This is a genomic window from Nonomuraea sp. NPDC049784, from assembly GCF_040659615.1.
Classification (GTDB): Bacteria; Actinomycetota; Actinomycetes; order Streptosporangiales; family Streptosporangiaceae; genus Nonomuraea.
The window spans coordinates 1-26,239 of sequence record NZ_JBFAMX010000106.1 but is presented as its reverse complement, the minus strand read 5'-3'; the positions used below and the strand labels follow the sequence as shown (position 1 = coordinate 26,239).

Below are 26,239 nucleotides of genomic sequence, written 5' to 3'. Positions count from 1 at the left end.
GCCAGCAGCTCGTACGCGGCCAGATGCCCGCAGCGGGCGGCGAGGGCGAGGGGACGGCGGCCGACGTCCCAGCGGTCCCACGGCAGGTTAACGTCGGCGCCGGCGTCAAGGAGCATCGTGAGGATGGCGATGCCGCGGCCGCGGGCGATGGCGTGATGCAGGGCGCGGCAGGCGTTCACGTCCGCGCCGCGGTCGAGGAACCAGCGCACCCCGGCCGCGTCCTCGAAGTCCAGCTTGTGCGCCACCAGGCGCTCGTAGCCGGGCCGGTAGAGGAGGTCGAGGAAGGCCGTGTCCGACTGCTCGCATGCGTGGTAGAACGCGTCCTCGTCGGGGGCGGCGCCGCGCTCGACCAGGAGCCGGGCAAGGGCCAGGTCACCGCGCTCCACGGCGTCGAACAGGGCCGTCCGCCTGCCCTCGCCGCCCCACTCGACGGTGTGGCCGCCCGGGTCGGCGCCCGCGTCCAGGAGGAGGCGGGCGCACTCGCGTACCCGGGCGCCGGGGGCGACGGCCCGCCGTAGCAGCACCAGCAGCGGCGCGAGCCCGGAGCCCGGATCGGTGGCCGCGGCGCGATCGGCTGTCAGCAGCGCCGCCAGCGCGGCGGGATCGGCCAGGACGAGCGCCCGCTCCATGCCCTCCAGGGCGGCGACGCGTACGTGCTCGACCAGCTTGGGCCAGCTGGGGAAGCCGTACTCGCGGGCGATCTCGAACTGCGCCCGGCTCAGCGGGATGCCATGGGCGCGTTTGCGATGTTTGGCCTGCTTGCGCAGGTGCTCGAGCGAAGGGCGCTGGGGAAGACCAGGCACGGCGAACCTCCGTCTGCCCGTGTCCGCGTGCGCGGGCCGAGGTCCGTCGGCAACGTACGAGATGCCGCCGGTGGGATGGTCCCTTCCCCGCGGACTGGACGCGCCCGGCAACGCAGGCCCCATCATAGCGCCGATGCGGCGTTGCAGGCCGTGGCCGAGCACTGCCGCAGGACCATGTCCACGAGGCCGGAAACGGCAGTAGTAGTGAATCGCCATGTCCTGAGCGACCACGCCGCAGGAGGTACATGCGAATCGCGCTTGGCTCTCACGCGATGCCGCATCCACGCTCCCGCAGGCCGAACAGTCTGCGACGTATACGCCGCAGGGACCTTCACCAGCGTCGTACCGGTGTACCTGGCAGCGTTGGCGAGCGCGCGTTCAAGGCCGTACCAGCTCTTGTCGAGAATGGCCCGGTTCAGCCCCGCCTTGGCCCGGACGTCCCTGCCCGGCTGTTCGATGGTGCCCGCCGCCGAGGCCGTCATGTTCTTGGGTTTCAGCTCTTCCAGCACGACAGTGCCGTAGCGGCTGGTCAATGTGTGTGAGGTCTGGGCGTTGAAGTCGATGCGCCGGTGACGGACCCGGCGCATCACTTGGCCAAGCCTGGCCACCACACGCTTACGCCGGCGTGACCCCTTGCGGGTACGGGCGAGCTGCTGCTGCAACCGGCGGTACCGTCCGGCCTCGCCAGCAGTGATGAACGCACGGTCGTAGAAGTCGCCATCGGAGGTGGTAGCCGCGATCTTCACTCCCCGGTCGATCCCCACCACAGGGCCGGGTGCGAGCCGGGGCTGGTCGTCGTCTACCAGGAACGACACATGCCAGTGGCGGCCGTCGAAGCTGACCGTTGCCGAGCGAAGCCTCCCGCCGAGTGGGCGCGACCAGCGAAAGCGGACCCAGCCCAACTTGGGCAGTTTGACGCGCCCCCACCGGCGCGCCAGCCGTTCGTCTGGATCTGCGCAGGGGACGGGAAGCGAAAGGAGGGCTTCCACCGGCGGGCAGAGCGCCAGCGCACCGTCCACGTCCCATGGGCCTTGACCGCCTGATCCAGATCCTTGAGGGACTGCTGAAGCACCTGGGAGGGTGCTTCGGTCAGCCACGGGAAGTCCGTCTTCGCATCGGCGAGTTCCCGGCACTGCTCTGCGTACCCGATGAACGCGCCCCGCCGCCGGTAGGCACGGCGCTGCTCCAACGCGGTGTTCCAGACCGACCGGCAGACGTCGGCGATCCGATGGGCGAACTCGTCCTGCTCGGGGGTGAACGCCAGGCGGTAGCGGCGTCCCGTCAGCATGCCCAGCCCAGCCCCGCTCCTCATTGCGATCACGGATTGTGATTACTCGAACACATCAGCAGCGGTCCCAGCCCCGAGGAGCTGAATATCGGTGTTGAAGGTCATGCGGCGCCTACCACGTGATCGGGGTGTGGGCGTTCTGCAGCGACTCGCCGACACCTTCAGGCGGGGCCGCCCACAGAACCGCGTTGGCCAGCACGCGCCGGACGCCGGGGTGGTGGTAGATCGGATATTCCTGGTCACCGGGGCTGAAGTAGAAGATCCGGCCCAGGCCCCTGCGGAAGCAGCAGCCGCTGCGGAACACCTCGCCGCCGCTGAAGTTGCTGATGAACACCAGCTCGTCGGGCTCCGGGATGCCGAACGGCTCACCGTACGTCTCCTGCTGCTCGATGACCAGAGGGCGGGGTACGCCGCGCGCGATGGGGTGGCCGGGGGCGACCGTCCAGACCAGCTCGCGCTCACCCGCGTCGCGCCAGGTGATCGTGCAGGTGGTGCCCATCAGCGCACGGAAGATCTTGGAGTAGTGACCGGAGTGCAGCACCAGCAGGCCCATCCCGCCCAGTACGCGCCGCCGCACGCGCTCCACGATCTTGTCGTTCACCTCCTCGTGCGCCATGTGGCCCCACCAGGTCAGCACGTCGGTGCCGGCCAGGACCTCGTCGGTCAGGCCGTGTTCGGGGTCGTCGAGCACGGCCGTGCGCACGCGCACCTGGTCGCCCAGCAGCTCGGTCAGCCCCTGCGCGATGGCGCCGTGGATGCCGTCGGGATAGATGCGGCGTACCGCCTCCTCGCGCGGCTCGTGGTAGTACTCGCTCCAGACAGTGACGTTGACCGCCATGGTTTCCTTCCTGGCACGTACGGGCGCGTGATCAGCGTACGTCGCCGTCCGCCGTCTCCAACAGCACCCGCACGTCCCACGGGTCGAGTCGCGCCTCTGCCCCCGCTTCGAGCGCGGAACCACCGAGCACGTCCCTGACCTGCACGGATGCGGGCTCCCACGCCCAGTTGTGCAGGAAGCGCCCCCGCGCCCCGCTGAGAGATCCCTAGAACGTCACCTTCCGCAGGTAGCGGTATCCGACCTCCGCCGTCTGGCGGGGAGTCACGTCAGGCGTGTCGTTCTCCACGATGTACTCCTTCACGCGGTGCCTGTCGAAGATCCGCCGGAAGTCGATGGTCCCGGTGCCGAGGTCGGCCATGTCGCCGTCCAGGTGGCGATCCTTGACGTGGAACTGCAGCACGCGCTGCGGCGCCTTGCGGATGACGTCGAGCGTGAAGCCGACCGGGTCGGCCGCGCCTCGCCCGATGCCGCCGGTGACCGCCCAGTAGATGTCGATCTCCAGGTGGACCAGGCGCGGATCGAGTTCGGAGGTGAGCACGTCCCAGGGGGTCCGGCCCCCTCCGAGGTCGGTGGTGAACTCGTGGGCGTGGTTGTGGTAGCCGTAGCGCAGCCCGGCCGAGCGGGCGGCCTCCGCCTCGACGTTCATGCGCTCGGCCCACGCCTTCCACTCGTCCTCGCTGGTGGAGTTCAGGTAGGGGACGACGATGAAGGACTGGCCCAGGGTGAGCGCATTGTTGATCTTCGTGTCCAGTGCGGCCTGGTCGGTGGTGAGTCCGTCGTGGCTGGAGGTGGAGCGGATGCCGAGCCCGTCGAGGAACGCGCGGAGCTGCTGGGCCGTACGGCCGAAGTAGCCGAGCGCGAGCTCGACCTTCGGGTAGCCGATCTCGGCCAGGTAGGCGAGCGTGGTGTCGTAGTTCTTGGCGAGGTCGTCGCGTACCGTCCAGAGCTGGATGCTGATCTGGCCGGGAGGGATGCGGTCCCTGCCGTGGTTGAGCGGTGTGGCCGCGGCGGCGGGGGAGGCGGCGGCGACGGCGACGGCGGCCGCCCCGAGTCCGAGGCCTGCGGCGAGCAGGGAGCGCCTGCTCGGGCCGTAACCGTAACACATGGTGATCTCCTAACGTGTGGGCTGGAGCACGACCTGGTCGCTGCTGGTCAGCGGGGGCAGGTCGCCGGTGCCGGGGTCGGTGTAGGTCGCGACGAAGACGCCGGTGAGGTGGTCGGTGTCCGGATCGTGCCCGCTCGGCACGGTGGTCTGGATGGAGCCTGAGCAGCCGCCGTCCCAGAGGCTTGCGCGGCGGCGGCCGGGAGGAGCATCGCCGCAGCAGTGATGGCCGCGAGTGCTGTTCGCGCCTTCATGCCTCTCCCTTCGGTCTGCTCGGGGGGGGTAAGAGAGGGCAAAGCAACGTGAATGTAACCCGGCTTACGCCGACAGGGGAGGGCCTAATCGCGGGCGAACGCGCATCTTTCGCTTCTAATCGGACTAAGTGCTCGAGTCGCCTCGAAACTGATTGGCGTAGGGCGTTGACGTCGTGTTACGGTGCAATTAACGTCCTGAGTTAAATATTTGGCTCCATGGACGGACACACCCCGCATGAGTGATCTCAGCAGACGAGGATTCCTCCAGGTCGGCGCGGCCGCTGCCACCCTCGCCCTGGCCGGCTGCGCTGGGGGCGGAAGCTCGGGTGCCAGCCTCCAGTTCGCGTGGTGGGGCAGCACGACACGCCACACCGCGACGCAGAAGGCCATCGACGCTTTCAAGAAGAAGAAGCCCGGCGTCCAGGTCAAGACCCAGTTCTCCGGCTGGGAGGGCTACTGGGAGAAGCTGGCCACTCAGACCGCGGGCGGCAACGCCCCCGACGTGATCCAGATGGACTACTCCTACCTCGGTGAGTACGCCAGGCGCGGCAGCCTGCTGGACCTGGGCCCGTACGTCGGCAAGGGCCTGGACCTGTCCGGCTTCGATCCCGACGTGGTGGACGCCGGCAAGATCGACGGCAAGCAGTACGCCGTGAACTTCGGCATCAACTCCATGGCCCTCATCGTCAACAAGACCCTGGCGGCCGAGCGCGGGGTGGAGATCCCCGAGACCTTCACCTGGCCTGAGTACGGCGAGCTGGCCAAGAAGCTGGCGGGCAAGGGCGTCTTCGGCACCGAGGACGGCGCCCAGGACGGCGGCGCGCTGGAGAACTGGCTGCTGGAGCGGGGCAAGATGTTCTTCACCGCCGACGGCAAGCTCGCCTACGACGAGAACGACCTGAAGGAGTGGTTCACGTTCTGGGACGGCCTGCGTAAGTCGGGCGCGGCCACACCGCCGGACGTACAGGCCACCGCGCTGGGCGACGTGCAGAACAGCCTGGTCGCCACCCGCAAGGCGGTCATGGACTTCGCCTGGTCGAACCAGCTCACCGCCTACATGTCACTCACCAAGGACGAGATCGGCATCCACGCCTTCCCGACGGGCGACAAGCCCGGCCAGTACTACAAGCCATCCATGCTGCTGACCGTCAGCTCCGGGAGCAAGGCCAAGGACGACGCGGTCGCCCTGGTCAACGCGCTCGTCGCGGACGCGGACGTGGCCGGCCCGCTCGGATCCGAGCGTGGCATCCCGCCCGCGAAACCGATCCGCGCCGCGCTGCGGCCCCAGGCGTCGCCGTCCGAGCAGCTGGTGTACGGCTACATCGACGCCATCAAGGACAAGATCGGCCCGCTCCCTCCACCGCAGCCACTCGGCGCCGGTGAGCTGCACAACAAGGTGCTCACCAACATCAACCAGCAGATCGGCTTCGGCAAGCTCACGATCGATCAGGGGGTGTCCCGATTCTTCGAAGAAGCCCGACGCCTGCTCAAGTAGAGGGACGTTCGGCCTACCTGCTTCTGCTGCCGTGGTTCGCAGGTCTGCTCCTGCTGACCGGCGGGCCGATCCTGGCCTCGCTGGCGCTGTCGTTCACCGACTTCGACCTGCTCACCGCGCCGTCCTTCGTGGGCCTGGACAACTACGCCAGGATGCTCACCGACGACCCGCACTTCGTCAACGCCGTACGGGTCACGCTGATCTACGTCGTCTTCTCCGTGCCGTTGTCCGGCGCGTTCGCGTTACTGGTCGCGGTGCTGCTGAACAGGCCCATGCGCGGCGTCGGCCTGTACCGCGCCGCCTACTACCTGCCGTCGCTGCTGGGCGGCAGCGTCGCGGTGGCGATCCTCTGGCGGCAGATCTTCGGGGCGGACGGCCTGATCAACGACGCCTTGCGATATTTCGGGATCGTGGGGCCGAGCTGGATCTCCACGCCCCAGTACGCGATCTACACGCTGATCGTGCTGCACGTCTGGCAGTTCGGCTCGCCCATGCTGATCTTCCTGGCCGGCTTGAAGCAGATCCCCGCCGAGCTCTACGACGCCGCCGCGGTGGACGGCGCCGGGCGGGTGCGCGCGTTCTTCCGCATCACGCTGCCCATGCTCAGCCCGATCATCTTCTTCAACCTGGTGCTGCAGACGGTGAACGCCTTCAAGGCGTTCACCCCCGCGTTCATCATCAGCGGCGGCACCGGGGGACCGGCGGACTCCACGCTGTTCTACACGCTGTTCATCTACCAGGAGGGTTTCGGGAACTTCCGGATGGGTTACGCCTCCGCGCTGGCCTGGGTGCTCCTCCTGGTGACCGCGGCCTTCACCGCGCTGGCCTTCCGTTCTGCGAGGTACTGGGTGCATTATGCCGACTAGGCGTCGTCGCTGGGCTGTCCACCTGCTGGTCGTGGTGGGCGCGCTCGTCATGCTCTATCCGCTGTTCTGGCTGATCAGCTCCTCGTTCAAGCCCAACGACGAGATCTTCACCGATCCCGGGCTGGTGCCCAAGACCGTGGTCCCGGACAACTACGCCACCGGGTGGGGCGCGCTGGGAGTGCCCTTCAGCGGGTTCTTCGCGAACTCGTTCATCATCGCCGCGGCGGCCGTGGCCGGGAACGTGATGTCGTGCTCGATGGCGGCCTACGCCTTCGCCCGGCTGAGCTTCCGGTTCAGGAGGCTCTGGTTCGCGATCATGCTGATGTCGATCATGCTGCCGATCCACGTGCTGATCGTGCCGCAGTACACGCTGTTCAAGTACCTCGGCTGGGTGGACACGTTCCTGCCGCTGATCGTGCCGAAGTTCCTGGCCGTGGACGGGTTCTTCATCTTCCTGATGGTGCAGTTCATCCGGTCGCTGCCGCGGGAGCTGGACGACGCGGCCCGCATCGACGGGTGCGGGCCCATCCTCGTGTACTGGCGGATCATCCTGCCGCTGTCGCGGCCCGCGCTGATCACGACCGCCATCTTCACCTTCATCTGGACGTGGGACGACTTCTTCAGCCAGCTCGTCTATCTGAGCGATGTGTCCACCTACACGGTGCCCCTCGCGCTCCGGGCGTTCCTCGACTCCAGCGGCGGCTCCAGCTGGGGCCCGATGCTCGCGATGGCGGTGCTGTCGCTGATCCCGATCCTGGGCTTCTTCCTGATCTTCCAGCGTCGCATCACCGAGGGCATCTCGACCACTGGCCTCAAGGGCTGAGGACCCGGCGGCCCTCCGTGAACTCCGGTGCCCCGCGCCGACGGGAAGACGATCCCGGCTTGCGGCGAAGGGCGGATGATCATTGACCACCATCCGGAAGGGGAGCCCCGAGTTACCAGGTCACCGGCAACTGGCGCACGCCGTAAATGGTCATGTCCGAGCGCATCGGCACCGCCTCCGACGGGTCGGCCAGCCGCAGGTCCGGGAACCGGTCGAACAGGGCCCGGAACGCCACGCGCATCTCGGTCCTGGCCAGCTGATGCCCCAGGCACTGGTGGATGCCGTGGCCGAAGGCGAGGTGCCCGGTGGGGGCGGGCTTGGTGACGTCGAGGGTCTCCGGGTCGGGGAAGCGTTCCGGGTCACGGTTGGCGGCGGGGATCGACAGCGTCACCACGTCCCCCTTCCTGATGGTCTGTCCCTCGATCTCGACGTCCTCCAGCGCTGCCCGGAGCGGTCCGAGGTGGGCGACGGACAGGTAGCGCAGGAGCTCCTCCACGGCGTCATCCCACCGTGCCGGGTCCTCACGGAGCGCGGCCAGCTGGCCGGGGTTCTCCAGCAGCACGTACGTGCCGAGGCCGAGCATGCTCGCCGTGGTCTCGTGCCCGGCGACCAGGAGCAGCAGCCCGGCGCCCGCCACCTCCTCCAGGGCCAGGCCGCCGCCGGTGACCAGGCCGCTGAGCAGGTCGTCCGCCGGTTGCGCCTGCTTGCCGGCGGCCAACTCGTACAGGTGGCCGAACAGGGAGGCCGTGGCCGTCGCGACCTCCTCCTTGGTCGATCCGACGCGCAGGGCCGTGGCGGAGTCGTGCTGGAAGCGCTCGCGGTCCGCGTACGGCACGCCCAGCAGCTCGCAGATCACGAGGGACGGCACCGGCAGGGCGAACTCCCGCACCAGGTCAGCGGGCGCGCCGCCGCGTTCCATGGTGTCCAGGACCTCGCTGGTGATCCGTCCGATCTCGGGCTCCAGCGCCTTCAGCCTGCGTACCGTGAACTGGGCGGCCAGCCGGCGGCGGAAGCGGGTGTGGTCGGGCGGATCCATCTGCATGAAGAAGCCGGGCGGCTGGACGAAGTTCTCCGGATCCAGCCCTTCCCACGCGATCGGCCAGCGCAGCCTCTCCAGCTCGCTGCTGAACCGCGGGTCGGCCAGCACCGCCCGCGCCGCCTGGTAACCGGTCACCAGCCAGCCCCGATGGCCGCCCGGATAACTCATGGGCCGGACGGGGGCCTCTTCGCGCCAACGGCGCAGAGCCTCCGGCGGGTCGAACGGCGACGGGCGCTCCGTCGGAAAGGTCACCTCAGTCACGATGTCCTCCTGGGGTTCCTCTACGGCTATAGAGGGTCTCTACATTAGTAGAGTAGCGACGGTATGCGCCGGTGCCGTGGGCGGGGTTTCGGAAGGCTCAGCCCTGGCCTGCGGCGGCCAGCAGGGTGCGGATCTTGGGACGCAGGTCAGGGGCCTCGGCGGGGCGGTCACCCGGGCGGAGGAGGCTGTCGAGGACCAGGCCGTCGACGTATGCGATGAGATCCCCCGCCCACAGGTCAGCGTCGGGCACGCCCGAGGCGTCCAGCAGGCGGGTCACCATGTCACGCAGGCGGGCGCGGCCGGCCAGGAGCGCCTGGCGCAGCTCCGGGCGGCGCGTGGCCTCCAGGGACAGCTCGTAACGGGCGAGCTGGCGGTCGCGGCCGGTGGTGAGCCACTGCCCGACCAGCCCGGCCGCCGCTTCAACCAGATCGTCTAGGTTGGTCAGGGACGACTCCAGCTCGGCGAGTTCGGCGGCGGTGTGGTCGGCCAGCCGTTCGGCCGTTGCGCACACAAGTGCCTGGCGGGTCCTGAAGTAGTACGAGGTCGAGCCTTCCGGCAGGTCGGCCGCCCGATCGACGGCGCGGTGAGTCAGGCCGCGCATGCCCTCCGCCGCGATCAGCCGGATCGCCACGTCGGCGATTTCCTGTCTTCTGGACATCCGCCGAGTTTAGAGCCTGCCGGTGCAGGACCTCGGGCGCGGGCGGCCGCATCGTCTCGCGTGGCAACGGCCCTGAGGGAGTCACCTGGGCGAGGTGGCGTGATCGGTGGTCAAATGGGGACGGCCACTGTCTCGTCTTCGGGTTGGCGCAAGGGCTTCGAGGTCGAAGGCGCCGACATGGCCGCCGGGTTCCTCACCGGGCACGGCTATGGCTTGCGCGAGACGGACCCGGTCTGGGAGGCGATAGCGCTGCACACCTCGCCCGGCATCGCCGAACGTCGAGGCGTGCTGGCCTACCTCACCCGCAGCGGTGTGGGTGCCGGCTTCGGAATCGGGGTCGATTTCGTGACCGATGCGCAGGGTGAGGCCATCCACATGCGCTACCCGAGATTGAACATGGTCACCGCCCTGGTCGACGACATCGTCCGGCAGGCCGCACACGCCCCGCAAGCCGCTGTCAGCTACACCGTCGCCGGTGAACTCACCCGAGAACGAGGGGGACGCGGCGCCCCGACGACTCTGGAACTCGCGGCGACCACCTCACGCTGGGGAGCGTGAACAGGTGTTCTGAACCTCCACGAGGAGGCCGGGGGAATGCACATCGGTCGGCCCGCGATCACGATGACAGAGGTGATGGGCGCGTCGACGCTGGATCGCCGGAGCCGGGCTGGGTGAGGGCGGTGAGGGTCGTCTGGGCGAGGGTGTGGCCAATCCGGCGGGGAGACCAGCCGAGAGTGGTGGACAGGTCGACGATGACGCGTTCGTCGAAGATGGTGACCCACAGGAGCACGGCATACTCGACGTTCTGCACGGGGATCACGTTCCCGGTGACGAGTTCCTCTATCACCGGTGTGAGCGCGCCGTACAGGGCGGAGGTCGGCGGGTCCCCGCGGCGCACGCGTTCGAGGAAGCCCTCGGCGCTGCGGATGTGGGTGGCAGCACGGCCCCAGCTCGCGGCGAGATCGCTCCAGTGGGCGCACACAGCCTCGAAACGCTGCCTGCCGTGGGCCTGTACCGAGATGTTCTCAAGGTCACTGACCAGCTCGCCTATGAGGCGGTAGTAGAACTCCCGATGAACGTCGTGGACATCGGCGAAGTGCCGGTACACGGTCGCGGTCGCGACACCTGAGGCGCGCGCCAGGTCGGGCAGCGTGAACGCGGTGCCGCGGGCAGCTAGGAGCCGACCCGTGGCGTCCAGCAGGCGATCACGGGTCTGCGCGGTGTCCCTGCGCATCGGCCGCCGCGTGGTCTTCCCTTCCAGCATCGGCATCATCTTCCCACGTCGCCGCCTCGGTTGAGTGGGCACGTCCGGTCTGCTGGTGGTAAATATGAGAAGATATTCTCATCTCTGAAAGGGTGGATATGGACGGCAAGAGGGTGGCGGTTGTCGGGGGCGGGGCGATTGGCGGCTTCCTGAGTGCCCGGCTCGCCGAGGCGGGACATGCGGTGACGGTGTGCGTACGTCATCACCCCGGGAGCCTTGTCCTGGAGAGCGGCGGCGTCGAGTGCGCGGTGCCGGTCACGTTCGCTGCTTCACCGGGCGAGACCGTGCCTGCCGACTGGGTGATCGTGACGGTCAAGGCCCACCACGACCCGTCGGCGTGGCTCGACAAGCTCGTCGCGGATCGTACGAGGGTCGTGGTGGTGCAGAACGGCATCGCACACGCCGGTCAAGGGCAAGGATTTGTGCCGGCGCTGGCTTACATCTCGGTCGAGCGCTTATCCCCAGGCCATCTCATGCACCGGATGGGCAACCGGCTGGTGGTGGCCGCAGGGGACGCTGCCCGGGACCTCGACGCCCTGTTCGCCGGTACGGTCGAGGTCCACGCCGAGGAGGACTTCCTGACAGCAGCCTGGCGCAAGCTCCTCACTAATGTCGCCGCCAACCCCATCACCGCCCTGACCCAGCGGCGTATGGACGTCCTCGCCTCGCCCGGCGTTCGCGACGTGTTCCGCACACTCGTCACGGAGGCGGTCGGCGTCGCCATCGCGGACGGCGCCCGCCTGTCCGAACAGGACGTCGAGGCCACGATGGACTTCTACGCCCGGTTCAGTGGCGAGGACGGCACATCCATGCTGGGCGACCGGCTCGCGGGCAGGCCCCTGGAGTACGAGGCCATCACCGGGGCGGTGGTAGAGCGTGCACATCGGTACGGTGTCCCCGCGCCGATCAACGAAACCCTGCTCGCCCTACTGCGCGCCCTGTGACAGCAATCAGATGATCTTAAGAAGTCCGGCAAACAGCGCAGGCCACTCCAGCCGGCCACCCCGACGAGGTGAACACCTGTCCAATCTCAGCACCGCCCCTGCAGATCTGGGCCGAGGCGACCGTAGAGGCAGGCAGAGAGGAAACCAGGGTGACCCGAGAAGGGACGACGAAAGCGACAACCGTTTCACGTGGACGGCCGATCTTAAGAGTGCGGGCGGCTCCGGGTGGCGGATGCGCGGCGCTGTCCTCCTCGTGGTCAGCGGGGCATTCGCGGACGGGGCAGTGCAGGTTCGGCCACGTCCAGGGTGAGATGGACGATGTTGGGATTGTGCCGCGAACCGAGCATTCCGAGGCTTGTCACGAGGAGTCCGTCGTCGATGACGGCGATCGCGCTGGGGCCGTCGAGGCCGTCAGCCTCGGTGGCAAGGACGGTCATTTCGCCGCCCGGCGTAATGCGCAGAACGGTGTCGCGCGGGTGAACGGCGAGATACAGCGTGCCCGAGGTGTCGAAGGCGAAGTCGTCGGCGGGTATGCCGGTGTACACCTGCGTCACCTCGCCTGGGCGTCCCTGGTCGGTGCCGATACGCAGGACGGTGCCCTGGGCCGAGTTGGTCGCCCACAGAGCGCCGTCCCAGACCTTGAGCCCGTTCACGCCCGTGGACGACACAGCGTCGTCCGGCGACATCGGTGCCAGGCGCTCATCGACGAGCCAGAGCCTCAGCGTGTCATCGTCGGGGGGACAGCAGAGGATTTCGCCGTTGACGGAGTCCGCCGCGAACAGAGTGCCGTCATCGGCGAAGGTGATGCCGTTGAGCCCCGCCCGGGTTTCCGCGGCGGCGAATCGAATCCAGCGATGGGGAGCCTCACGCCGCCAGATTCCCGCCACGGTGTCAGTCGGGCTGCGCACCGCGGCGTAAAGGCGGTTGTCGGCGTCCGAGGCGAGCCCGACCACGATCGCGTCGTCTTGCTCCGGGACCACCCGTTCCGGCTCACCGCTGGACAACCACACGGTGCCCGCCAGCAGCAGCGTCGTGCATATCGTGCCGTCCGCGAGGATCACGATGTTCTCCGGCATCTCTCCGGCGCTGTGATCAAAGGTCTTGAGGATCATGGAATTCACCATCCAAGGATCTAACGATCAAATTTCTGGAATGTCCAGGCGCACCCGTCAGTCACCGCAGATCTCGGCTCGAGTGGTCGGCCGTGCGGCTGGTCTTGCAAGGGAGCCCCGGACGGGGTTGCATCACTCTTTGGTCAGGCCGCCTGGGTTGAACCACGTATGACGAGTTCGGTGGCGAGTTCCATGTGGCGGGATACGAGTTCCTCCCCGTCGGCCAGGCGTAGTGCGATGCGCAGGGCGACGGCGCCCGGCTTGCTTCGCCGATTATGGGCAGCGGCCGAAGACCGCCTACGAGCACGCCTGGCAGATCCGGGATCTGTGCCACCCATCAGATGGTCATGAGGGCCGTGCGTCGGCGTGTGCTTACGCTTGGGACTTGAGGTCGAAGACCGCCTTGCCCGCCACGCGCCGGCCGCGCAGCGCGTCGGCTGCCTCGGCGAAGCGTTCCCAGGAGCCGCGCCAGCCGATCTCGGGCACGAGGGCGCCTTCAGCCGCGAGCCGTACCAACTCGGCGAGGTCGGTGGCGGCTCCGAACTCGTTGACATAGGACGTCAGCGTCTTGGACGGGCCGACCGTCGCATAGGGAGGGAAGACAGCCGGCTCTGCCGACGTCCACCCGACGGACTGAAGGCTGCCGCCGGGAGCAAGGAACTCCCAGGCCGTAACCAGATGGGGTCCGCCGACGGTCTCCACGACGACGTCGACGGGCTCCTTGATGTCGTCCAGCCCCACGACCACCTCATCGGCGCCCGCGTCGGCGAGGCCGTCGCCTCTCTCGGGGGAGCCGACCGAGGCGATGACGTACGCCCCGGCCAGGGCGGCGAGTTTCACGGCATACCGTCCCACACCACCGGAGGCACCGGTCACCAGCACGCGCTTGTCGGGTGCGACCGCAGCAGCCCGCAGCGATCGGAGCGCGGCCAGGCCCGCCGTCGGCAGTGCCGCCGCCTCGGCCAGCCCAACACCGTCCGGAACTTCGGCTACCGCCGACACATCGACGGCCACCCGCTCCGCGAACGCACCTTCAGCAAAGAGGACGACACGGGTGCCGGCGGCGGGGCCAGAGCCGTCCGCCGCCCCCTGCACGACGATCCCGGCCGCGTCGAGACCCAGTGGCGCCCCGACCGGAACGCGTCCAGAGCGTGCATTGTTGAGGTCCGCGTAGTTGAGCGAGGCATGCAGCACTTCGATGAGCACCTGTCCAGGGCCGGCGACGGGGCTGGCGATCTCCCCGAAGCCAATGCCTGTAGGGGCGGACGGGTCGACGATGAGGGCGCGCGTAGACATTGACATCTCCTATCGGTGTAGGCCGCTTCGAGGTGGGACTCTAGTAGATAGTTTTGTAAAAGACTATCTCTATATCCACAATTTTGCCCTGGAGGCTGGAGGCCATGCGGTCTGCGTGCCAGAAGGACGGCCGCCTCCGACGCGGTCCAGGCTCGGCGCGCCGATGCCGATCAAGGACAGCAATCCTGCCAGCCGCTCGGAGTCGCCGTCCTGGAGGAGTCCCCGTCACAGCCGTACCGCGAGCAGGAGGCGGGCGTTCGGCCGAGCTCCACTCGCCGGAGGAAATGCCGAACGCTCTGGTTAAGCCACACCTCCAGTGGCCCGGATGTTCTGGCCAGTGACCCAGCGGCTGTCCGGGCTCGCGAGGAACGCGACGACGTCGGCCACATCAGACGGCTGCCCGAGCCGGCCGAGAGGGGTCATCGCGACGACCATCTGCAGGTTCTCCGCGGAGTTGGTACCTCGCAGCAGATCAGTGTCCGTCGCGCCCGGGGACACCGTGTTCACAGTGATGCCTCGCGTCCCGAGCTCCCGGGCCGCTGCGGCGGTCAACTGCTCCAGCGCGCCCTTGCTGACGATGTAGGGGGCGATACCTGGCGCGGGACGAACGGTATTGATGGTGGAAATATTGACGATGCGCCCGCCGTCGCGCATATGTCTGGCGGCATGCCGGATGGTAATGAACGCCGACTTGACGTTGACAGCCATGACGCGGTCGAAAAGCTCTTCCTCGGTCGTGGCGATGGGCGCCGGGGTGAAGGCCATCGCGGCGTTGTTCACCAGAATGTCCAGCCCTCCGAGGTCCTCCTCGGCGATCTCCATCAACCGCTCCGCGGCACCCGGCTCGGCCAGATTCACGTGAACGCCGCGGGCGCTGCCGCCCGCCTCTTCGACCGCACGCACGACCTCGGCAGCGGCATCGCCGTTCTGCGCGTAGTTGAATACGACCGCCGCGCCTTCGCGTGCCAGACGCTCCACAATCGCACGGCCGATGCCCCGTGACCCTCCGGTGACGACGGCGGTCTTGTCCTTCAGCACTGCCATTGCATCCTCCACGATCGTTAGCACCTCATCGAATAGCCAACCTACGTACTGACAACGATCAACGGCCGTACTTATGCAGTCGGCGAACGCCCGGCCAGCTGAGCAGGCACTCATCCTGCCCTGGTCCTCGGGCTCGACCGCCGCTCATGTCCACAACCACGCTCCGAGTGACCCACCACCGGCACCTACGAATGCGCGCACTTCTGTTGTCCTCGGCGCCGGATGCGTTGCCCATCACCACCATTCGGCCCATCGGCGCGAGCAGGTCCAGGCTGCTCCGTCGTGCCGGACCGCCGACCAGGTCCACCACGACGTCGAACTGACCGACCTCGGCTATCTGCTCGCGTAGGACGACCTCGTCATAGCCGAACGCCTGAGCTGTCTCGATCTTGGCCGGGCTGCCCACGGAGCCCACCACGCGGCCCGCGCCCAGCAACCGGGCGGTCTGGCCGAGCTGGCTGCCCACGCCTCCAGCCGCGGCGTGTACGAGTACGCTCTCCCCCGGTTCGATGCGGGCGGCGGCCGGCTGGCCCACGTCCACCGAATCGATCGCCGAGCACGTCGGGGCATCGGCCGAGCGCCCGACCTGGCCCGGCTTGTCGGCCTTTGTGGCAGTGCGGGCGCGTCGCCATCACGGAGAGGTGGTCGCGTTCTACGCGGTCCACCTGATGTTGGGGTTGATGCCGCCGGTCCAGTTGAAGGTGGCCATGTTGTCCCACTGGTCGCCGGTGCCGTTGATGTTGGCCGGGTCCCAGCCGTTGCCCGAGATGGCGTACCAGGTCGGTTCCCAGTAGAAGACGCCGATCGCTCCCGCGCTGCGGGCGGTGTTCTGGACCGCGGTGAAGTTGTTCGCCTGTCCGGTCCAGGTGGCCGGGTAGCCCGAGCATGGCGCCGAGCCGCCGATCACGTTCGCCTCACTGTCGGCGTCGGCCGCGGTGAACGGGTAGGCGGTCTCCGCCACGATGACCGGCTTCCCGTAGCGGGACCGCGCGTCGTTGATCACTGTGGACAGGGTGGACAGCGAGCCGTGCCACATGCAGTAGTACGACAGCGCGGTGATGTCCCATGGCACGCCCTTGGCGCGGATCCCGTCGTAGAACCAGCGCGCGTTCGCGAGGCTGTCGGCGTCCGCGGTGTGAATGATCACCTGGGTGCCGCTGTTGCACGCCTTGGTGGCGTTGTAACCGGCCTTCAGCAGCAGGCTCAGGTTGGTGAAGTCGTTGTTGATGACCTTGCCGTCGTTCCACAGCATCCCGACGTTGATCTCGTTGCCGATCTGCACGCTGTCCGGTGTGGTGCCCTGCGCCTTCAGGCTGTTGCAGACGTCGTAGGTGTAGTTGTAGACGTCGGTCTGGAGCTGGCTGATGCCGTGACTCGCCCACGCCGCCGGCTTGTACTGCTTGCCCGGGTCGGTCCAGGTGTCCGAATAGTGGAAGTCGATCATCAGGCCGAGGCCCTTTGCCTTGACCGTCTTGGCGTAGGCCAGGACCTTGGCCTTGTTGTTGTAGCCGCTTGCCGGGTTGTTCCAGATGCGCAGCCGGACGTAGTTGACTCCGACGCCCTTGAGGATGTCGAGCGGGTCGGCGGCTGTGCCCGCGGCGTCGTAGTACTTGGCTCCGAGGTCCAGGCTCCGCTGGAGCGAGGAGACATCGGCGCCGCGCATGGTCAGCGTCGCGGCGGTCGCGGGCGCGGGACTCAACGGTACGACCGCGAGCAGCGTCGCGAGTGTCAGCAGGAGCGTGACTCGGATCCTTCGTAAGCCGTGGACGGCCATCCCGATCTCCTTAACTTGTGTGAACGCTCACACACAGAAGAGGTGGCTATATGTCTGAAGAATGCACTTATAGGGGACAGAGTCGGCCTTCTCTGCACTGTGAACGTTCACAGAATCCTTGAGCATGAGGATAAAGAAGAATCCGGCACCGGGGAAGAGAGTGTTTCGCCCTTGTTTCGCGCGGGTTCCTGGCCACTGTGGGACGTGTGACCTAGTTGTTCCTGTTTCGTGACAAATGACCAGAATGATTCGATAGTTTCTTTTCCCTTCTCTCTCTGCATGCACACTGTTCACTCGTACGCTCCAAAGTGTCCGGCCGAGAGCACGCCGCCTTATCGGCTGCTTATGCGCGACATAGAAAGGACTGCACCTGATGCAGCCAATGGCAGCACGGAAGCTACTGGGTGGCTTACGGAGCCGAGGACGTCTCGCCGCGGTCGCCGCGGCCGCGGCGTTGCTGGCCGGCAGCCTCGTAACCGCGGCGCACGCCGACCCGGGACAGGCGGAACAGGATCGGGGACGGCCCAGCCCGACGCCGACCAGCTCCCAGAGCCCGCCGACGCTCACCCCCGCCGGCGGTTCGTACCTCGAGGGCACGGTGAAGGTCGCGGCGGTCCCGACCGCGGCCGGTGACAGCGTCACGAAACTCGCCATCGATGACACCGCACTCAACCCAACCCGGACGGTGGGCGTCTCCAAGCTCAGCTTCGACGTCGGCTCGAACTCGACGGAGGCGCAGTACCACAGCTACGTGCTCGTCAACGGCGGGTACCGCAGTGAGATCGGCAACTTCGTCAACGAGCGGGCGACGATCGAGATCCCGAACGAGCACCTCGTCAAGGGAGAGAACACCGTCGAGATCGTCGTCGGCACGATCCAGTCCTCATGCGGCCTCAACTACGACGACTTCGTGCTGTCCGACGTGGGCCTTGAACTGCTCGGGGAGGTCGCGGACGGCGAGGACAACCCTTACACCTTCTCCTTCGGCGACGGCAGCTGCGGCACGAACACCACGCTGCTGACGCGCGCCACGCTCAAGTTCTTCGTCCAGGGCGACCCGCAGGGCACCACGGGCCTCACCGCGGACGTGGACACCACCACGCTGGCCAACGGCGAGCACGCCATCACCGCCACGACCGCGGCCGGCGTGACCGTCAAGAACACCGTGACCGTGAACAACGCTCCGGCCGGGGCGCCGAAGCTGCTGCCCACGGACGGCACGCTCGTGGCAGGCACCAAGCCGGTCTTCGCGACGGTCCCGGCCACGGGCGAGGGCGGCGTCAAGTCCCTCACCGTCGACGGCGCCGAACCCGCCACGAAGGCCACACTCGGCAACGGCGCCGCGAAGTTCGCCTTCGACGTGGGCGCGGACTCGATCGACGACAAGTTCGACAACTTCCTGCTGGTCAACGGCAAGCGCATCGACCTGGGCGGCTCCTGGGCGAACCAGCGGGCGACCGTCGCGATCCCGGCCCGGTTCCTGGCGCCCGGCGCCAACACGATCAAGGTCGTCACCGGTGACTACAAGGAGTCCTGCGGCAACGGCCGCGACGACTTCACGATCGCGAACCTCGATCTCGCCCTGGACGGCGCCACCGTGACCGGCCAGGACATCAAGTCGTCGTACGAGATGGGCGACGGCACCTGCGGCAGCAGCCAGACCCTGCTCCGCGAGGTCGAGCTGCGCTACACGATCGACGCCCCGGCGGTGCACATCGTCGAAACGCTCGGCTCGGGCAACGCGACCCTCAGCTTCAACGTGGGCAGCAACTCGATCGAGGCGCGCTACCAGAACTTCGTGCTCGTCAACGGCCAGAAGGTCGTGCTCGACGGCGACTTCGTGAGCAAGCGCGTCGACCTCACGATCCCGGACGAGTTCCTGGTGCCCGGCTGGAACACGATCGACTTCGTGGCCGGCACCTTCCCGACGTCGTGCGGCAACAACCGCGACGACTTCGCGATCTCGAACATCGTCCTCACCCCGGCGCGGGGCACGGCATCCGGCCAGATGCTCAAGTCCTCGTACGGCATGGGCGACGGCAACTGCGGCGACAACGTGAACCCGCTCACCGAGATCGACCTCGAATTCCTCGTCGACGCTCCGGCCCGAGGCCTGCGCGCGGACCTCGACACCACGGCCATCAAGGATGGCAAGCACACCATCGCCGCGACGTCGGCCGCGGGCGAGGTCGCCACCCGCGTCCTGATCACCGACAACTCGGCGCCGAAGGTCGCCAAGAGCGTCCCGGCCGCGGACGTGAAGATCACCGCGTCGGTCGTGTTGGACGTCAAGCTCGAGGACGCCTCCGGCGTCGTGTCCGGTCCGGACGTCAAACTCGACGGCAACCCGATCGAGCTGGGCGCCCAGGTGGGCCCCGGCCTGCACGCCGGTAAGCACACCCTCGCCGTGACCGGCGCCGACGGGCTCGGCAACACCGCGACCCGCGAGATCGTGTTCGAATCCGCCGGCATCCCGGACGTGCCCGCCGAGCTGACCCCGCCGCTCGGGGCGGCGGACGTGTCGGATCCCGTCAAGCTCTCGGCGAAGGTGGCCGAGCCCGACGGCGGCCAGGTCACGGCCACGTTCTCCCAGGCCGAGATCCTCGCCCCGAACCAGGTCTTCCAAGGCACGGCCCAGTCAGTCCCGACGACCCTGCAGGTTCCGGGCGAGAAGCGCGTCAAGGCCGAAGGGCTCGAGCCCGCCGACGGCAAGACGCTCGACGCGCCCGGTGGCCAGGATGTCGTCTACCAGCGGTACGACGTCCAGGTCGAGGGTCACGTGGACTCCCCGGTCCTGCGCTGGGAGGGCGTCATCGACCCCGAGCGCCTGGCGTCGCTGCGGGTGTGGAACACGAAGACCAAGGCGTGGGACATCTTGACGAGCGCCCGCGGCGTCGCCGGGGGCAAGACCGCCCTCACGGCCGTCGTCGACCGGGGCTACGTCGACAAGCAGCAGGTCCACGTCATGGTGACGGGTGAGGACCCGTTCGCCGACGACATCGAGCCCGGCGACCCGAACGGCTTCGCCGACCCCGCCACCTACGACTTCTCGATCGTCCACTACACCGACACGCAGTACCTCTCCGAGGGCGCGGTGGAGCAGGAGACCCCCGAGGAGCGCGGGGTGTGGGAGTCCGGCTACTCCAAGGTCATGGACTGGATAAAGGAGAACAAGGACCAGCGCAAGATCTCGTACGTCGCCCACACCGGGGACATCATCGAGAACAACATCCGCAAACCCGCGGACGAGGCCACACAGAAGCAGGTCGTCGGCGAGTTCGAGCTGTCCTCGAAGCTGCAGAAGGTGCTGGACGACGAGGGCATCCCGAACGGCGTGATCGCCGGCAACCACGACAACCAGTCGGGCACCGAGGACGGGCCGGAGGCCATCTACAACAAGTACTACGGCCCCGGCCGGTACCAGAACCTGTCACAGGGCTGGGAGCACGCCAAGTACGGCGGCCCGTGGAAGGAAGGCGACAACCAGAACCACTACGACCTGTTCTCCGCAGGTGGGCTGGACTTCGTCGTGGTCGGCCTGTCGTACGGCGTGACGAGGGAGGAGGCCGAGTGGGCCGACTCCATCTTCAAGAAGTACTCCAACCGCAACGGCATCCTGCTCTCGCACGACTACCTGGTGCCGAGCACCAACCCCGACGGGCGGGGCACCGGATTCTCCGCCCCTGACGGCTCGATGCTCTACAAGACGGTGGTCGAGAAGAACTCGAACGTCTTCCTCATCCTCGCCGGGCACGAGCACGGCGTGGGCACCAACGTGAAGCCGAAGGTCGGCCAGGTCGGCAACGGCGTGGTCGAGCTCCTGGCCGACTACCAGTTCTACACGGTGTCGGCCGACCGCCTGGGGCTCACCCAGATCGGCGGGTACAACCCGCAGGACCAGCTCCAGTTCGGCGCGAGCTTCTTCCGGCTGCTGCAGTTCAACGTCAAGCGGGCGGAGCTGAGCGTGGACACCTACTCCCCGCTGCTCAACGACTTCGGCGCCACCGAGTTCGACCCGCTGCGCCGCTATGACGGGCGCGAGGACAACATGGTGCTGCCGGTCGATCTCACCTCCCGTACGACGACCTTCCAGACCGACTCGCTGGCGCTCTACAAGCCCACGCGGATCATCGGCAAGAGCACGGTCGCGTCGGGCCAGGTCGCCTCGGTGACCTGGGACCGCCTCAAGGACGACACGGCTTATGCCTGGTTCGTCACGGCACGCTCCGCAGGTGGCGGGGTGACCGCCTCCGAGCCGAGCGTCTTCGTCACGAAGGACGAGCACGGACGCCCGGGCCAGTGGGGGCCTGACTCGCCCATGTACCGCTGGTTCAACCGCTAGCCGACCGCTGCCGCCCCGGACCGAGTCCGGGGCGGCATTCACCCTCTGATCTGGAGAAAACAGACATGCCCCGCAGGCGCTGGCTGTTCGCAGTCGTCCTCGCCGTCATGATCGGCGGCGTGCTGGCCGACCTGGTCCATCCCGCCCCGGCGGCGGCGCACGACGCCACCACGACCGCCCACGCCGAGGTGACCGGCACGGGCGCGAACGTCAGTGTCGTGCTCGACCTGGAGTACGACCTCCTCATGAAGTCGGCCTGGCTCTACGCGGAGGCCTATGAGGCGAAGGAGCGGACCGAACAGCTCCGCCAGCTCAAGCTCAACCGTGACGCCGTGACCGACTACGTGACGCGCCGCTTCGCCGTGGCATACGACGACAAGCCGTGCGCGCCCACGACGGTGGGCGACGCGGACGTGCGCCTCCGCGGCAAGACGGCCTTCGCGGTGCTGACCCTCGCCTACGCCTGCCAAGGCGGGGAAGGGGGAGCGCACGCGATCTCGAGCGCGTTGTTCCCCGACGCCGAGAGCTTCGTTCACAGCACGAAGACGATGGTCCGGTACGACCTCGACGGCGAGACGAGCTCCGCGGTCCTGGACGCCACGAACCCGACGCTGCGGGTCGGCGAGCGCCCGGCATCGCATCAGGTCTGGGAGTTCTTCCTGCTCGGTGCCGAGCACCTGGCGTTCGGCCTCGACCACATCTTTTTCCTGCTCGCCCTCCTCATCGGCGCGCGGCGCCTGCGCGACGTCGTCGTCACGGCCACCGCCTTCACGGCCGCCCACAGCATCACGTTCCTCCTGGCGGCGATGGGGGTCGTGGACGTGCCGGGACAGATCGTCGAGCCGGTCATCGCAGCGTCGATCATCGTCGTGGCGGTCGCCAACCTCCTGGGCCGCGAGGAGGACAAATTGGGCAAATGGCGGCTGCCGATCGTCTTCGCCTTCGGCCTGGTGCACGGGCTGGGCTTCGCGGGCGCGCTCGACATCAAGGAGAGCGGGTCGTGGGAGCTGCTCCTGTCGCTCCTGAGCTTCAACGTCGGCATCGAGGCGACGCAGCTCGTGATCATCGCGGTGCTCTTCCCGCTGCTCGTGCTGCTGCGCCGGACGTCCGCGGCCCGCTGGGCGGTGGCCGCGATGTCGGTCCCCATCGTGGCGGTCAGCCTGTACTGGTTCTTCGACCGCATCCCACTGCCGCTCTGACAGGTCATGCCGGCTCTGCCCGGGGCGCACGACAGAAGGACCTTGCTCGAGCGCCGGGCGTCGGCGGCCTCTCGAAACGCCGCCACCGCGGTGCCGAGCCCGAAAACGGACGTTCGGCGTCACGGCTCATGATCGCCAACACGGCCGGCATCTTGTGGTGGAAGCGGCTCGATCCCGTCAACGTCAGCTCGCGGGCGCCCGCGACGTACAGCGGCCCACCCAGAGCGCCAGCCGTTGGGCTCGTCGAACATGTCGGTCGCCGTGACCGTGGCCGCGGCACTGGCCAGAGCGACGGGGAGGAGACCGGTGGGGCCGGCACCGAGATCCCATCGGCGGCCGGTGAGCCGGCGGTGAGCGTACGGTGAGCCATCACCGCCATTGTCATTCCATCGCCGGATCCACCGAGGACCCGGCCACGGAGTGAGGAGCGGAAATGGACGTTCTGGCTGGCAAGACCGCGCTGGTGACGGGCGGATCGCGGGGAATCGGCCGGGCGGTCGCGCTGCGGCTGGCCGCGGAGGGCGCGCTCGTCGCCGTGCACTACGGCGGCAATGACGAGGCGGGCAAGGAGACCGTGGCGCGGATCGAGGAAGCGGGCGGCCGGGCGTTCACCGTGCGGGCGCGGTTCGGCGAGGCCGGTGCGGTGGACCAGCTGTTCGGGGGGCTGACCGCCGGGCTGGCGGGACGCGGGCTGGACATCCTGGTGAACAACGCGGGCATCGCCTCGGTCAACCCGATCTCGCAGGTCACCCCGGAGGAGCTGGACCGGCTGCTGGCGATCAACGTCACCACGCCGTTCTTCGTGATCCAGCGTGCGCTGCCGCTGCTGAACGAGGGCGGCCGCATCGTCAACATGGGCTCGACGGCCAGCCGGTTCGCCGTCACCACGCAGATCGGCTACACCATCAGCAAGGCGGCGCTGGAGTCGATGGCCCCGTCGCTGGCCAACGAGCTCGGCCGGCGCGGCATCACGGTGAACACGGTCGCGCCGGGTGCGGTGCGGACCGACATGACCGCCGGCTACAGCTCCGTCCCCGAGGTGGTGGCCGGGCTGGAGGCGATCACCGCGCTCGGGCGGCTCGGCGAGCCCGAGGACGTCGCCGACGTCGTCGGCTTCCTGGCGGGCCCGCAGGGGCGGTGGGTGACCGGCCAGACGATCGACGTGTCCGGCGGGACCTACCTGGGCCCGATCGCCCACGCGTGATCCTCGCCGGTGGATAATCACCGGCATGCGGTTTGCAATCCTGGGCGAGACCCGGGCGTGGCGCGACGACGGGGCGGAGGTTCCGCTGGGCGGCCCGGCCCGCCGTGCGCTGCTGGCCCTCATGCTGGTCCGTCCGGGCGAGGTCGTGTCGGCCGACCGTCTGGCCGACGAGATCGACCCGGACGGTGCGCTGTCGGCACACGCGCTGCAGTCCCAGATGTCTCGGCTGCGCACGGCGCTGGGCTCGGCTTCCCTGATCGAGCGGGCCGGGGCGGGCTACCGCATCGTGGTCGACGACGATGACGTGGACGCCTGCCGGTTCGAGCGGCTGGCCCAGGAGGGCCGGGCCGCGCTGCGCGACGGCGACGCCGAGCGGGCGGTCGCGCTGTTGCGCGAGGCGCTGGAGCTGTGGCGGGGGCCGGCCCTGGCCGGCCTGGCCGAGAGCCGGACCGCTCAGTCCGCCGCCGTACGGCTGGAGGAGCGCCGGCTCGGGGCCCTCGAGGACCGGATCGAGGGCGAGCTCCGGCTGGGCGAGCATCGCGCGGCCGTGGCGGAGCTGCGTGAGCTGGTCGGCCGCCATCCGCTCAGGGAACGGCTGGCGGGGCTGCTGATGCGGGCGCTGTTCGCCGAGGGCGGGCAGGCCGAAGCGCTCGTGGTGTTCGAGGAGACCAGGCGGCACCTGGCCGACGAGCTGGGCGCCGATCCGTCGGCCGAGCTGGTCGCGCTCCACCGGGAGCTGCTGAGCGCCGATCCGTCGCCGTCCCCCGCCGCGCCGCCCGCCCAGCTGACGTCCTTCGTCGGCCGCGCCGAGGAGGTGGCCGAGGTCGCCGATCTGCTGCGCGTGGCCCGGCTGGTCACACTGGCCGGCCCCGGCGGGGTCGGCAAGACCCGGCTGTCGGTCGAGGTGGCCGGTGTCGCCGCCGACGATGTGTGCTTCGTGGAGCTGGCGCCGTTACGTGATGGCGGCGCGCTGGCGCAGGTGCTGCTGGGCGCGCTGGGCCTGCGCGAGAACGGGCTCCAGCTGGGGGACGGCGGGCAGAAGCCGGTCGATCGCCTGATCGGGGCGCTGTCGGACCGGCTGCTCCTGCTCGTCCTGGACAACTGCGAGCACCTGGTCGAAGAGGTCGCCGCGCTGGTGGCGCGGCTGCTGGCGGCCTGCCCGCGGCTGCGTGTCCTGGTGACGAGCCGGGAGCCGCTCGGCATCATCGGGGAGAACTTCTGGCAGGTGCGGCCGCTCGACGACGAGGCGGCCGTACGGCTGTTCACCGATCGGGCCCGAGCCGTGCGGCGCGGGTTCGCGGCCGACTCCCAGATCGTACGGCGGGTCTGCGCGGCACTCGACAACCTGCCGCTGGCCATCGAGTTGGCGGCGGCCCGGCTGCGCACGCTGGACATCGACGACCTCGCGGGACGGCTCGACGACCGGCTCGCCGTCGCGGCCCGCGGCAGCCGTACGACCGATGAGCGGCATCGGACGCTGCGCTCGGTGGTCGCGTGGAGCTGGGAGCTGCTGTCCGAGCCCGAGCAGCGGGCCGCGCGGCGGTTCACGGTCTTCGCCGGGGGCGCGACGACGGAGTCCGCGGTGCGGGTGTGCGGCACCGACGCCGAGACACTGGAATCGCTGGCCGACAAGTCACTCCTCGAGGTCGCGGGGGGCCGCTACCGCATGCTGGAGACGATCCGCGCGTACGGCGCCGAACGGCTCGACGCGGCGGGCGAGCGCGAGCCGGCCCGGCGTGCCCACGCCCGGCACGTCCTGGAGCTGGTGCGGACCGCGGACCCGCATCTCCGGCAGGCAGAACAGCTGGAGTGGCTGGCGGTCCTGGCGGCCGAGCACGCCGACCTGCTGGCGGCCGTGCGCTGGGCGGTCGAGGCGCCGGAGGTGGAGACGGCCCTGGAACTGCTCGCCTCGGCCTTGACGTACCTGTGGATCCGCGGCGCGGCCGCCTCGGTGGCGCCGCAGGCGATCGCGCTGCTTGATTCTTTGAACTCGCTGGACTCCGTCGGGTCTGTGGACTCCGGGAGCCGCGCGCTCCCGGCCGGGCTCGGCGAGGAGTACGCGGCGTGCGTCCTGCTGGCCGCGTCCGGCGAGGACGGGCGGCCGGTGTGGCAGCGGCACCGCGCGCAGGCCGGGAAGGCGCTGGCCGCGGCGTGGTCAGGTGCCGAGCCGGGCCGCTATCCGGCCGTCCTGCTGCCGTGGATGATGTGGAACGCGAGCGAGGCCGACCCGCACGGCGCGTTCGCGCTCGTCTCGTCCCAGCGCGACCGCTCAGAGCCGTGGGTACGGGCGGTCGCCGAGTACGTGTGGGGATTCGGGCTCCTCGGTGAGGGTGACATCGCGGCGGCGGAGCGTGGCTTCGGCGCGGCCGCCGAGGGTTTCCGATCGCTCGGAGACCGGTGGGGCACTGCGCTGGCGTTGGACACGCTCGCGAGTCTGGCGGGCGCGCACGGCAATCGCGCGACGGCCATCGCGCTCACCGATGAGGCGCTTTCCCTCGCCGAGCAGCTCGGCGCCCTGGAGGACAGCGCCGACCTGCTGGTCAACCGGGGCGATCACCTCGCCCCCGACGACGCGGCGGCGGCCCGCGCCGACTATGCCAAGGCCGCCGACCTCGCCCGCCGCGCCGGCAGCG

At 68.8% G+C, this 26,239-nt stretch carries 22 protein-coding genes and 2 pseudogenes; 9 read left to right on the top strand and 15 right to left on the bottom strand.

The window, feature by feature from the left end; all coding sequences use genetic code 11:
- The 6 genes and pseudogenes from AB0J09_RS22685 to AB0J09_RS22660 form a co-directional block, all read right to left on the bottom strand.
- Nucleotides 1-803, bottom strand: a pseudogene (locus AB0J09_RS22685) (hypothetical protein); the annotation flags it as partial.
- 122 nt (nt 804-925) lie between these two features.
- Nucleotides 926-1,822, bottom strand: a complete 897-nt coding sequence (locus AB0J09_RS22680) for a transposase (RefSeq protein WP_360694260.1) — start codon at nt 1,820-1,822, stop codon at nt 926-928.
- A gap of 200 nt (nt 1,823-2,022) precedes the next feature.
- Nucleotides 2,023-2,091, bottom strand: a pseudogene (locus AB0J09_RS22675) (hypothetical protein); the annotation flags it as partial.
- A 112-nt stretch (nt 2,092-2,203) separates the two neighbouring features.
- The gene (locus AB0J09_RS22670) at nt 2,204-2,929 is read right to left on the bottom strand and encodes a ThuA domain-containing protein (protein WP_360694257.1); all 726 of its coding nucleotides are present in this window, start codon (nt 2,927-2,929) and stop codon (nt 2,204-2,206) included.
- Between the two features lie 205 nt (nt 2,930-3,134).
- Nucleotides 3,135-4,034 carry a sugar phosphate isomerase/epimerase gene (locus tag AB0J09_RS22665; protein WP_360694254.1) on the bottom strand — a complete coding sequence of 300 codons (900 nt, stop codon included), beginning with the start codon at nt 4,032-4,034 and terminating at the stop codon, nt 3,135-3,137.
- Nucleotides 4,035-4,043: 9 nt separating this feature from the next.
- Entirely contained in the window at nt 4,044-4,175 is a 132-nt protein-coding gene (locus AB0J09_RS22660; protein WP_360694251.1) for a hypothetical protein, read from the bottom strand.
- 345 nt (nt 4,176-4,520) lie between these two features.
- Here AB0J09_RS22660 and AB0J09_RS22655 point away from each other — a divergent pair, with 345 nt between their 5' ends.
- The 3 genes from AB0J09_RS22655 to AB0J09_RS22645 are packed head-to-tail and all read left to right on the top strand — an operon-like array spanning nt 4,521 to nt 7,469.
- Nucleotides 4,521-5,780, top strand: coding sequence for an extracellular solute-binding protein (locus AB0J09_RS22655; protein ID WP_360694248.1), 1,260 nt, complete (start codon nt 4,521-4,523; stop codon nt 5,778-5,780).
- Nucleotides 5,747-6,646, top strand: a complete 900-nt coding sequence (locus AB0J09_RS22650) for a sugar ABC transporter permease (protein ID WP_360694265.1) — start codon at nt 5,747-5,749, stop codon at nt 6,644-6,646. The genes AB0J09_RS22655 and AB0J09_RS22650 overlap by 34 nt, the downstream gene beginning before the upstream one ends.
- Entirely contained in the window at nt 6,636-7,469 is an 834-nt protein-coding gene (locus AB0J09_RS22645; RefSeq protein ID WP_360694245.1) for a carbohydrate ABC transporter permease, read from the top strand. Before AB0J09_RS22650 ends, AB0J09_RS22645 begins: the two co-directional genes overlap by 11 nt.
- 112 nt (nt 7,470-7,581) lie before the next feature.
- On the opposite strand, the gene AB0J09_RS22640 is transcribed toward AB0J09_RS22645, so the two are convergent.
- A complete protein-coding gene (locus tag AB0J09_RS22640) occupies nt 7,582-8,769 on the bottom strand; it encodes a cytochrome P450 (protein ID WP_360694242.1) in 1,188 nt (395 codons plus the stop codon).
- Nucleotides 8,770-8,866: 97 nt separating this feature from the next.
- The gene (locus tag AB0J09_RS22635; RefSeq protein ID WP_360694239.1) at nt 8,867-9,427 is read right to left on the bottom strand and encodes a TetR family transcriptional regulator C-terminal domain-containing protein; all 561 of its coding nucleotides are present in this window, start codon (nt 9,425-9,427) and stop codon (nt 8,867-8,869) included.
- A 114-nt stretch (nt 9,428-9,541) separates the two neighbouring features.
- Here AB0J09_RS22635 and AB0J09_RS22630 point away from each other — a divergent pair, with 114 nt between their 5' ends.
- Nucleotides 9,542-9,985 carry a hypothetical protein gene (locus AB0J09_RS22630; RefSeq protein ID WP_360694236.1) on the top strand — a complete coding sequence of 148 codons (444 nt, stop codon included), beginning with the start codon at nt 9,542-9,544 and terminating at the stop codon, nt 9,983-9,985.
- A 58-nt stretch (nt 9,986-10,043) separates the two neighbouring features.
- Here AB0J09_RS22630 and AB0J09_RS22625 read toward each other — a convergent pair whose 3' ends face one another.
- Nucleotides 10,044-10,691, bottom strand: a complete 648-nt coding sequence (locus tag AB0J09_RS22625) for a TetR/AcrR family transcriptional regulator (protein WP_360694233.1) — start codon at nt 10,689-10,691, stop codon at nt 10,044-10,046.
- A 98-nt stretch (nt 10,692-10,789) separates the two neighbouring features.
- On the opposite strand from AB0J09_RS22625, the gene AB0J09_RS22620 reads away from it, so the two are divergent.
- Nucleotides 10,790-11,635 (top strand): 2-dehydropantoate 2-reductase, encoded by an 846-nt coding sequence (locus tag AB0J09_RS22620; RefSeq protein WP_360694230.1) that lies wholly within the window; start codon nt 10,790-10,792, stop codon nt 11,633-11,635.
- Between the two features lie 257 nt (nt 11,636-11,892).
- Here AB0J09_RS22620 and AB0J09_RS22615 read toward each other — a convergent pair whose 3' ends face one another.
- From AB0J09_RS22615 to AB0J09_RS22595, 5 genes are all read right to left on the bottom strand, one after another.
- Nucleotides 11,893-12,747, bottom strand: coding sequence for a hypothetical protein (locus tag AB0J09_RS22615; protein WP_360694227.1), 855 nt, complete (start codon nt 12,745-12,747; stop codon nt 11,893-11,895).
- Between the two features lie 372 nt (nt 12,748-13,119).
- Nucleotides 13,120-14,043: a zinc-binding dehydrogenase gene (locus AB0J09_RS22610; protein ID WP_360694224.1), complete on the bottom strand. Its 924-nt coding sequence runs from the start codon at nt 14,041-14,043 to the stop codon at nt 13,120-13,122.
- 300 nt (nt 14,044-14,343) lie between these two features.
- Nucleotides 14,344-15,087 carry a glucose 1-dehydrogenase gene (locus AB0J09_RS22605; RefSeq protein WP_360694221.1) on the bottom strand — a complete coding sequence of 248 codons (744 nt, stop codon included), beginning with the start codon at nt 15,085-15,087 and terminating at the stop codon, nt 14,344-14,346.
- Nucleotides 15,088-15,145: 58 nt separating this feature from the next.
- A complete protein-coding gene (locus AB0J09_RS22600; protein ID WP_360694218.1) occupies nt 15,146-15,628 on the bottom strand; it encodes a zinc-binding dehydrogenase in 483 nt (160 codons plus the stop codon).
- A gap of 111 nt (nt 15,629-15,739) precedes the next feature.
- The gene (locus tag AB0J09_RS22595; RefSeq protein WP_360694215.1) at nt 15,740-16,861 is read right to left on the bottom strand and encodes a glycosyl hydrolase 53 family protein; all 1,122 of its coding nucleotides are present in this window, start codon (nt 16,859-16,861) and stop codon (nt 15,740-15,742) included.
- 382 nt (nt 16,862-17,243) lie between these two features.
- Between AB0J09_RS22595 and AB0J09_RS22590 the strand changes: the two genes are divergently transcribed.
- Nucleotides 17,244-21,203 (top strand): metallophosphoesterase, encoded by a 3,960-nt coding sequence (locus AB0J09_RS22590; RefSeq protein WP_360694212.1) that lies wholly within the window; start codon nt 17,244-17,246, stop codon nt 21,201-21,203.
- Here AB0J09_RS22590 and AB0J09_RS22585 read toward each other — a convergent pair.
- On the bottom strand, nt 21,193-21,450 hold the full coding sequence (locus tag AB0J09_RS22585) for an IPTL-CTERM sorting domain-containing protein (RefSeq protein ID WP_360694209.1): 258 nt from the start codon (nt 21,448-21,450) through the stop codon (nt 21,193-21,195). The genes AB0J09_RS22590 and AB0J09_RS22585 overlap by 11 nt on opposite strands.
- On the opposite strand from AB0J09_RS22585, the gene AB0J09_RS22580 reads away from it, so the two are divergent.
- The 3 genes from AB0J09_RS22580 to AB0J09_RS22570 all read left to right on the top strand — a co-directional run.
- Nucleotides 21,449-22,402 carry a HupE/UreJ family protein gene (locus tag AB0J09_RS22580; protein WP_360694262.1) on the top strand — a complete coding sequence of 318 codons (954 nt, stop codon included), beginning with the start codon at nt 21,449-21,451 and terminating at the stop codon, nt 22,400-22,402. The genes AB0J09_RS22585 and AB0J09_RS22580 overlap by 2 nt on opposite strands.
- Nucleotides 22,403-22,835: 433 nt before the next feature.
- Nucleotides 22,836-23,606: an SDR family oxidoreductase gene (locus tag AB0J09_RS22575; protein WP_360694207.1), complete on the top strand. Its 771-nt coding sequence runs from the start codon at nt 22,836-22,838 to the stop codon at nt 23,604-23,606.
- A gap of 25 nt (nt 23,607-23,631) precedes the next feature.
- Nucleotides 23,632-26,239 (top strand): BTAD domain-containing putative transcriptional regulator (locus AB0J09_RS22570; RefSeq protein WP_360694204.1); only part of this gene is annotated, 2,608 nt, incomplete at its 3' end.

Bases quoted from the DNA above. Each gene is read 5' to 3' on its own strand.
- AB0J09_RS22575 (WP_360694207.1), top strand. From the start codon at position 22,836: ATGGACGTTCTGGCTGGCAAGACCGCGCTGGTGACGGGCGGATCGCGG.
- AB0J09_RS22635 (WP_360694239.1), bottom strand. From the start codon at position 9,427: ATGTCCAGAAGACAGGAAATCGCCGACGTGGCGATCCGGCTGATCGCG.
- AB0J09_RS22630 (WP_360694236.1), top strand. From the start codon at position 9,542: ATGGGGACGGCCACTGTCTCGTCTTCGGGTTGGCGCAAGGGCTTCGAG.
- AB0J09_RS22655 (WP_360694248.1), top strand. From the start codon at position 4,521: ATGAGTGATCTCAGCAGACGAGGATTCCTCCAGGTCGGCGCGGCCGCT.
- AB0J09_RS22605 (WP_360694221.1), bottom strand. From the start codon at position 15,087: ATGGCAGTGCTGAAGGACAAGACCGCCGTCGTCACCGGAGGGTCACGG.
- AB0J09_RS22625 (WP_360694233.1), bottom strand. From the start codon at position 10,691: ATGCTGGAAGGGAAGACCACGCGGCGGCCGATGCGCAGGGACACCGCG.
- AB0J09_RS22665 (WP_360694254.1), bottom strand. From the start codon at position 4,034: ATGTGTTACGGTTACGGCCCGAGCAGGCGCTCCCTGCTCGCCGCAGGC.
- AB0J09_RS22610 (WP_360694224.1), bottom strand. From the start codon at position 14,043: ATGTCTACGCGCGCCCTCATCGTCGACCCGTCCGCCCCTACAGGCATT.
- AB0J09_RS22645 (WP_360694245.1), top strand. From the start codon at position 6,636: ATGCCGACTAGGCGTCGTCGCTGGGCTGTCCACCTGCTGGTCGTGGTG.
- AB0J09_RS22670 (WP_360694257.1), bottom strand. From the start codon at position 2,929: ATGGCGGTCAACGTCACTGTCTGGAGCGAGTACTACCACGAGCCGCGC.
- AB0J09_RS22620 (WP_360694230.1), top strand. From the start codon at position 10,790: ATGGACGGCAAGAGGGTGGCGGTTGTCGGGGGCGGGGCGATTGGCGGC.
- AB0J09_RS22615 (WP_360694227.1), bottom strand. From the start codon at position 12,747: ATGATCCTCAAGACCTTTGATCACAGCGCCGGAGAGATGCCGGAGAAC.
- AB0J09_RS22585 (WP_360694209.1), bottom strand. From the start codon at position 21,450: ATGAGGAGGTCGTACTCCAGGTCGAGCACGACACTGACGTTCGCGCCC.
- AB0J09_RS22590 (WP_360694212.1), top strand. From the start codon at position 17,244: ATGGCAGCACGGAAGCTACTGGGTGGCTTACGGAGCCGAGGACGTCTC.
- AB0J09_RS22580 (WP_360694262.1), top strand. From the start codon at position 21,449: ATGAAGTCGGCCTGGCTCTACGCGGAGGCCTATGAGGCGAAGGAGCGG.
- AB0J09_RS22595 (WP_360694215.1), bottom strand. From the start codon at position 16,861: ATGGCCGTCCACGGCTTACGAAGGATCCGAGTCACGCTCCTGCTGACA.